Here is an 8,335-nt window from a genome sequence, read left to right on the forward strand (position 1 = left end):
GAACAAGCCGTTATTTATCTATCCTCTTCTGACGCCATACATCTTTTGGGGCCAGGGAATACCTCTCTTTTTTGGTGGGTAAATAACGATGATATATCCTGATGTTTCCTGAAAATGCGTTTTATCTATTCACTTTTGGCTTTCTGGCCAGGGGATGTTTTACACGTATTACGAGGGTGGTTTTTAAATTCTCATTATCTTCAGTTAGTTGTATTAAATGAACATGTTTTCCATACGTGATCATATAAGCCTGAAAAGTATAATTAAAACATCGTGGCTTAATAAAAGTAATAAATTTGCGTTAAGGGAAGGCTTTTATCATGCACACACAGACCATATTTGAATTAAGCCAGGAAGCTGAACGATTGTTACAGCTCGCTCTGAACAATCTTGATTCATTAAAATCTATGCCGATTGCAAAGCTGGATAGCACAGCCGCTGCGATGAGCGGCGTTAATAACAACGTTTTGCCGTTACATTTTAGCGCACGGGGTGTCGACGCTCAGCAGGCGATGCTGAATAACGAATTACGCAAAATAACCCGCCTCGAAATGGTGCTGGCGATTGTGGGTACCATGAAAGCGGGAAAATCGACCACCATTAATGCGATTGTGGGCACGGAAGTGCTGCCGAACCGCAATCGTCCGATGACGGCACTTCCCACGCTGATCCGCCATACGCCGGGCCAGAAGGAGCCGGTGCTGCATTTTTTGCACGTTTCGCCCATCGATACCCTGATTACCCAGTTGCAGAAAAAACTGTGCGATAAAGATCGCGGCAAGCTGGCGCGGCGTCTGGAAATCGACAAAGACATGAATACGCTGCTGGAGCGCATAGAAAGAGGTGAGGCGTTTGAAAAACATCACCTTGGCGCGGAGCCCATCTTTCATTGTCTGAAAAGCCTGAACGATCTGGTGCGGCTGTCTCAGGCGCTGGGCGTGGAGTTTCCGTTCTCTGAGTATGCCGCGATAGAACATATTCCGGTGATTGAGGTGGAGTTTGTGCATCTCGCCGGTCTGGATGCGCACCTGGGGCAACTGACGCTGCTCGACACGCCGGGGCCGAACGAGGCCGGTCAGCCGCACCTGCAAAAAATGCTCAGCGAGCAGCTGGCGCGCGCCTCCGCCGTGCTGGCGGTGATGGACTATACACAGCTTAAATCTATTTCTGATGCGGAGGTTCGTCAGGCAATTTCGGCTGCCGGGAAATCCGTACCGCTTTACGCCCTGGTCAACAAATTCGATCAGAAAGATCGTAACAGCGATGATGAAGAGCAGGTGCGGGCGATGATTTCCGGCACGCTGATGAAAGGGAATATTTCTCCGGGGCAAATTTATCCGGTCTCTTCTATGTGGGCCTATCTGGCAAACCGCGCCCGCTATGAGATGAACGTTCATGGGCGCCTTCCCGATCATCAGGATCAGCGTTGGGTACAGGATTTTGCCGAGGCCGCGCTGGGCCGCCGCTGGCGAACGGCCGACCTGGACGATATTGACCATATTCGCCATGCGGCGGATCTGCTGTGGGAGGATTCGCTGTTCGAACAGCCCATCCGCAAACTGATTTACGCGGCTTACGCCAACGCCTCGCTGTTCGCTTTGCGGTCGGCATCGCATAAGCTGCTGAACTATGCGCAAAATGCCAGAGAATACCTGGATTTTCGCCATCAGGGACTGACGGTCGCTTTTGATGAGCTGGAGCTGAATATTGCGCGCCTGGAAGAGGATATGACGATGCTGCGTCAGCGGCAGAGCGTGGTGAGCGATGAGGTCCAGCATGAAGTTGAAGAGGCGCTTAACGCAACGGATGCATTCCTGCTTCGCCAGAAAGGTGAACTTCACCAGGCGCTGGGCGACATTTTTAGCCGCCCGTCTATTCTTGATTTAGCAGGGCGCGAGCCATCCAGTTTGCGTGCAGACGACGCGGATGCGATCCAGCAGCTGGTGCTTGACGATGAAGGGCAGGCGCAGATTGTCCTGAGCAAGATCCGATCGTCATGCGAGCAGATTATGCTGAATGCGCAGAGCAGAATTGGCCGGGAGCTGGCGTTACGCTTCGATCAGCTGGAGTCTACGCTCGCCCGATCGTTGAATGAGGCGATGCGACCCATCGAGACGCGAATTAAGGAGCAGCTCAGTCATGCCGGATTTCGGGCGCGGATTAGCTTCCCGGCGTTTCAGGCAAACCAGCTTAATTTCAATACGCGCGGCTTATTTAATGATGCCATTGTGCAGGACACCCCTCCCGCCAGTCAGCCAGCAGGGGCAGGCAGCGTACGTAATACCGTCTCGCGCTGGCTCAATAATCCCGGCTGGGGCTGGGAAGAGTATGTCGTGACGCGCACACGCTATGTCATCGACATCGTTCAGCTTCATGGCAAATTTACGCAACATATCGATCAGTTTTGCGATCAAATACGTAAAGCTTTGGCCGCGCAGGTCGATGTCTCTGTTACGGCAGGTATGGCAACGTTCTTTGCAGAGTTTTCGTTGTGCCTGACCGGGTTACAGGAAAGCTTGCGTGATAGCCTTGCCGTGCGGCAGCAGAATGAACATTCAACCCGGGCGCTTAGCCAGTTGTTGAAGCAAAGTATGACTACTGCGGCGTGGATTCAGGAAGATACCCGACTGTTACGCGATGATATTCAAACCTTATTCGCGGCAGAGCAACCATGACAACACAGCTACTGGACGGTCCCGGGCGGACGCTGGAGTGTATTCATCCAAAATTTATGGTCGATTTGGTCCAGGGGGCGGATGCTGCACGTCACTCCCTCCTGGGGCCACAGCAACTGCAATTTCGTGAGCGTTTGACGCAGGAGATCATTACGCAGACCCGGCTGCGGCCGTGGGCAATGGCGGGAATGCTCAACGAAAATGCAGCGCTGCGGCTGGGTCTGGCGGAGAAACTGGCCGGTATGCTCGACCCCGGACACCTTGCGCTGACCCGTATGTCCGACAGGCTGGTAGCCCTGCGCCAGCAGGTGAATCCACGCCTCCCTCAACCGCCCGGATTGTTGCAACAGTACGAAGAGCTCTCCTCACATTTCAACCAGCGTGCCGCCTATAAAGAGAAAGCGCTCGCGCAGCGCGGCCTTACGGTTCAGGCGGGTGAGCACAGCGAGCAAATTTTTACCCGCTGGCGAGCCGGGCAGTATGACGGCTGGTCGCTGGCTGGCCGCTGCTTTATCGTGCTGGAGGAGTTGCGCTGGGGGGCGTTTGGCGATGCCTGTCGTCTGGCGAATAGCGATGTGGCGGCCATGCTGAAAGATAATTTGCGCAGCATGGCCGCAAACTATCTGGCACAGGGAATTAATGCTTCTCCCACCACCCGGCATTTTTACCATCAGTGGCTGACGACGCCCGCTTCTCCCGGTCTGATTGATTATAAAGATATGCTGGGCTGGCTGGGGGACTGGTGTCAGGCGGATAAACATCCGGTGAGCTGGTCAGTGACGCAGAGCTGGCAAACGGTCGCGCTGGGAATGCCGAGACTCTGTTCGGCAAAACGGCTGGTGGATGGCATGGTGGAAGAGATATTTGGTACGTGATTGCCCCCTCTTTTTAAGGAGGGGGCGAAAGGGTTAGTGGTGCATTTCTACCGCTTCAGGTTCTGTCCGGGACTCAGGCACATGCCCAAAGCGTCTGGCATACAGTGCCGTGATGACAGGGACCAGAATTGCCGTCACAATCACGCTGGCGGCAACCAGAGCCGTGGCGGAAGCGGCCACGGGTTCAAAGGCCGGGTTAATCTGGGCGATAATAACCGGGTTGGCTACCGCAGCGCCTGCGGCCGAAGAGGCGGCCACGCCCGCGGTTCCGTTGCCGCCTCCGATGACGCGGTCTGCAATAATCAGTGGAATACCCGTGATGACGATGACGGCAACACCCAGCACAATGCCCAGCAGACCGGTTTCCAGAATCACGTTCAGGTTGATGGTATTGCCCAACGCGAAGCCGAAGAACGGGATCAGTACCGGGGTGGCTTTGCTGAAGAAATCACGCAGATCGTGATCGAGGTTGCCCAGCGCAAAACCAATCAGGAACGGCAGGATCGCCCCGACAAAATGGTGTGGTTCAAAAGAGGCAAGGCCGGCAGAACCCAGAATCAACATAGTCATCAGCGGACCCGACTCCATGGACATCAGCACGAACGCGCCCGATTCTTCTTTGGTGCCATATTGATTCATCAGGCTGGCATAGAGACCGCCGTTGGTCATATCCATTGCTGAGACTATGGCCAGAACAGATAATCCGGCGAAGAAGCCGGTCTGAATTCCATTCTCCGGAATGAACATTGCACAGATCATGGCAACAACCCAGGCGACCGCAATTTTAGTAATGACCAGCGTCCCTGATTTACGTAATACCGTACCTGTTGCACGCAAGTTAATAGATGCGCCGATGCAAAAGAACCAGACTGCCAGAATCGGTACCGTTCCGGTAATCATACCTTTTGTAAAACCGCCAAAATAAGCACCGGTATTCGGGGCTAGCGTATTTAATATCGCGCCAAGTACCAGCGGGACCAGCATCATCCCGCCCGGGATGCGTTCTATTGTTGCTTTAATCTTCATCATTAACCCTCACATCTCGTCCGCATGGCTGGCGGAAAGCTCAAAAAATAGATCAACAAATTCAAACGATTGCCTTTTTTGGGACCAATCGATTCGTTATTTATGCTGTAGAGCGAAATTCAGGTGTTCAGCATTCCTTCATTTGAAAGCTGCTGGGATATCGTGTTCGGATTTATCATGCGATCTTTGGAATTGTGATTCAATGAAAATAAAACGCTGTTTTAGTTATCTTCGTCACATATTGAATGTAAACAGGATTGCCCACTGTTAATAATTGAATTTTGTGTAAATTCGCTGTGAAGAAATGTGCTTGCATTTTGTTTGGGGAAGAATAATAACGGGCGTTAAGATCTGTTTGATAAGGGGGTTTAGAATGACCTTATTTATCGTGAATTGACAAAAGCTGAAGGCAACTTACGAACAGGAAAAATATGTGTGAAGTTGATCACATATATAAACGCTGGTAGGGTAAAAAGGTCTTTAACTGCCCAGACAGGCGTCAACAGGTTCGGTTGTATTGAGGTAAAACGTCAATGTAAGTAAACCTGCTACGCTTGAATAAGGAGATTCGCATGGAGCGGGTCTCTGGTTCACAGCTTGCAAAATGCGCTGTGAAACGGACAGGGCTGAGTCTACGAGGAAAGCTATGCTTAGAAGGAAAAAAGTAAAACCCATCACGCTGCGCGATGTCACCATTATTGATGACGCGAAACTGCGCAAAGCGATTACAGCGGCCTCGCTCGGTAATGCGATGGAGTGGTTCGATTTTGGTGTTTACGGCTTTGTGGCCTATGCACTTGGTAAAGTGTTCTTCCCTGGTGCCGATCCCAGCTTGCAGATGATTGCTGCGCTGGGTACGTTCTCCGTTCCCTTCCTGATTCGTCCTCTCGGTGGCCTTTTCTTCGGCATGCTGGGTGATAAATATGGTCGCCAGAAGATCCTGGCTATTACCATTGTCATCATGTCGATAAGTACATTCTGTATCGGCCTTATTCCGTCGTATGCAACTATTGGTATATGGGCGCCGATTCTGCTGTTGATCTGTAAGATGGCGCAGGGCTTCTCCGTTGGCGGCGAATATACCGGTGCATCGATTTTTGTCGCTGAATATTCTCCGGACCGTAAACGTGGCTTTATGGGCAGCTGGCTGGACTTTGGTTCGATTGCCGGTTTTGTCATGGGCGCGGGGGTTGTGGTTCTGATCTCAACCGTAGTGGGTGAAGAGAACTTCCTTGACTGGGGCTGGCGTATTCCGTTCTTCCTGGCGCTGCCGCTGGGCATCATTGGGCTTTATCTGCGTCACGCCCTGGAAGAGACGCCTGCGTTCCAGCAGCACGTTGAAAAGCTGGAGCAGGGTGACCGTGAAGGGTTACAGGATGGCCCGAAAGTGTCGTTCAAGGAGATTGCGACCAAACACTGGCGCAGCCTGCTGACCTGTATTGGTCTGGTGATTTCCACCAACGTCACCTATTACATGCTGTTGACCTACATGCCGAGCTACCTGTCGCATAACCTGCACTACTCGGAAGACCACGGTGTGCTGATTATTATCGCCATCATGGTGGGTATGCTGTTTGTGCAGCCGATTATGGGTCTGCTGAGCGACCGCTTTGGCCGTAAGCCATTCATTATTCTCGGCAGCGTAGCCCTGTTCGCACTGGCAATCCCGGCCTTTATTCTGATTAACAGCAATGTGCTGGGGCTGATTTTCGCCGGTCTGCTGATGCTGGCGGTGATCCTCAACTGCTTCATCGGGGTGATGGCTTCTACGCTGCCGGCAATGTTCCCGACGCATATTCGCTACAGTGCGCTGGCGGCAGCCTTTAATATCTCCGTTCTGATTGCGGGCCTGACGCCGACGCTTGCTGCTTCACTGGTGGAGAGCACGCAGAACCTGATGATGCCTGCTTACTATCTGATGGTCATTGCGGTGATCGGCCTGATTACCGGTATTACCATGAAGGAGACGGCGAATCGTCCGTTGAAAGGGGCAACGCCTGCGGCGTCTGATATTCAGGAAGCGAAAGAGATCCTGCGTGAGCACTACGATAATGTAGAGCAGAAGATTGAAGATATTGACGCAGAGATTGAGGCGCTCCAGACAAAACGCTCTCGCCTTGTCGATCAGCATCCGCGAATTAACGAGTGATAAAAAAACCCGCCGCTGGCGGGTTTTCTTTTATTAGCATCCTGCGGCAATATAGTCGCCGCCGGCGCTGACGGGGATCACCGTCAGGAACAGGATCGTCGCGAACAGTATCAGAACAACCCCTCCGGCAATTTTGACCATCGGCATTACCCAGTTCAGGGACGTGCCGCCGCCAAACCAGGTTACTGTGCGTTCACGCGCGTAACGTACTGCCAGCGACAGCCCCATAATCGACAGCGCCGTGCCCAGCGACATTGTCATCACAGCAGCAATCCCCCAGCTAATAATACCGAGCGCATTCGAGAACATCAGGATCATAATTGCCCCGCTGCACGGGCGTGCGCCAATGGCCAGCACCACGCCCAGACGGGTTTTCCAGTCGCTTTTAGTCAGATCCACCCCTACGCCGTGATGGCAGCAGCCACAGCGTTCATTATGCTGGTGAAGCGGCTTGATGGCGCTAATCGCCATTTTGCGCGGACGCAGGCTGCTGAGCGCCTGATAAATGATAAACGCACCGAAGATGGCAATCAGCACGGCGCTGATTTTCTCGACGTACCAACGGCTGGTGCTGATATCTCCTGACGCGAGGTTCAATCCAACCGCCAGGATAAAGACAAAGACGATCGCGCTGACGCCCTGCATCATGCTACCGATAAACGGTACGACGCGCGCCGCGAGCTGGCTCTCTTTATTGGTGGTGAGATACGTGGTGACGATAAATTTGCCGTGCCCAGGTCCAACGGCATGGAGTACACCATAAAGAAACGCACCGGTTAACAACCATAGCCCACCGCTGTACTGATGATTATTAAGTTGCAGCAGATACATCACCAGATATCGGTGCAGGGTGATCTGGGTGGCGAGGCACCACTGAATAAAAGCATTCCAGTGCGTATGCAGTGCAAAACCTGCCATAAGTAACACCAGCACGGCGAGCCCGGCGGTTGGGATACGCCAGTCACGTTGAAGTCGTTGTGTCGTCATGAGGTTGGCCCGCGAGAGAAATATTTGCCGCTAGTATAGTGTTCAAATCGCTGGATCACACCGGGATCGTCAATAGATTGTGGATAAGTCTGTGTGTAAAAAGGTATAAGGCGGGGTTTTGCTGTGGAATGCAGCAGTCAGTCATTTTTCTGTCATTTAGCGGTTGCGGCCTGCGGAGAACTCCCTATAATGCGCCTCCATCGACACGGCGGATGTGAATCACTTCACAGATAACCCGGTCGGTTGAAGAGAAAAAATCCTGAAAATCAGGGTTGACTCTGAAAGAGGAAAGCGTAATATACGCCACCTCGCGACAGAGCGCTGAAGCGCGTCGCAACTGCTCTTTAACAATTTATCAGACAATCTGTGTGGGCACTCAAAGTGACATGGATTCTTAATGTCCTCGGACACTAAATGAATACCAAGTCTCAACGAGTGAACACGTAATTCATTACGAAGTTTAATTCATTGAGCATCAAACTTTTAAATTGAAGAGTTTGATCATGGCTCAGATTGAACGCTGGCGGCAGGCCTAACACATGCAAGTCGAACGGTAACAGGAAGCAGCTTGCTGCTTCGCTGACGAGTGGCGGACGGGTGAGTAATGTCTGGGAAACTGCCTG

General features: G+C 52.3%; 5 protein-coding genes and 1 rRNA gene. 4 read left to right on the forward strand and 2 right to left on the reverse strand.

The features are described from left to right. Positions 1 to 320 precede the first annotated feature (320 nt). Both crfC and IMQ56_RS17710 read left to right on the forward strand, forming a co-directional pair. A complete protein-coding gene (crfC, locus tag IMQ56_RS17705; RefSeq protein WP_023302944.1) occupies positions 321 to 2,675 on the forward strand; it encodes a clamp-binding protein CrfC in 2,355 nt (784 codons plus the stop codon). After that, complete coding sequence (locus IMQ56_RS17710) at positions 2,672 to 3,550, forward strand: diguanylate cyclase regulator RdcB family protein (protein WP_015570229.1); 879 nt, start codon at positions 2,672 to 2,674, stop codon at positions 3,548 to 3,550. The genes crfC and IMQ56_RS17710 overlap by 4 nt, the downstream gene beginning before the upstream one ends. Positions 3,551 to 3,583: 33 nt before the next feature. Here the strand turns inward: IMQ56_RS17710 and kdgT are convergent, their stop codons facing one another. Beyond that, positions 3,584 to 4,576, reverse strand: coding sequence for a 2-keto-3-deoxygluconate transporter (gene kdgT / locus IMQ56_RS17715; protein ID WP_196064112.1), 993 nt, complete (start codon positions 4,574 to 4,576; stop codon positions 3,584 to 3,586). A gap of 646 nt (positions 4,577 to 5,222) precedes the next feature. On the opposite strand from kdgT, the gene proP reads away from it, so the two are divergent. Continuing rightward, the gene (gene proP / locus IMQ56_RS17720; RefSeq protein WP_015570231.1) at positions 5,223 to 6,725 is read left to right on the forward strand and encodes a glycine betaine/L-proline transporter ProP; all 1,503 of its coding nucleotides are present in this window, start codon (positions 5,223 to 5,225) and stop codon (positions 6,723 to 6,725) included. A 33-nt stretch (positions 6,726 to 6,758) separates the two neighbouring features. Here proP and IMQ56_RS17725 read toward each other — a convergent pair whose 3' ends face one another. Beyond that, positions 6,759 to 7,712: a nickel/cobalt transporter gene (locus IMQ56_RS17725; RefSeq protein WP_196064113.1), complete on the reverse strand. Its 954-nt coding sequence runs from the start codon at positions 7,710 to 7,712 to the stop codon at positions 6,759 to 6,761. Between the two features lie 485 nt (positions 7,713 to 8,197). Between IMQ56_RS17725 and IMQ56_RS17730 the strand changes: the two genes are divergently transcribed. Continuing rightward, a 16S ribosomal RNA gene (locus IMQ56_RS17730) occupies positions 8,198 to 8,335 on the forward strand; the annotation flags it as partial.

The sequence above is a fragment of the Enterobacter sp. Res13-Sevr-PEC09-46 genome (assembly GCF_015672585.1).
Lineage (GTDB): Bacteria > Pseudomonadota > Gammaproteobacteria > Enterobacterales > Enterobacteriaceae > Enterobacter > Enterobacter hormaechei_C.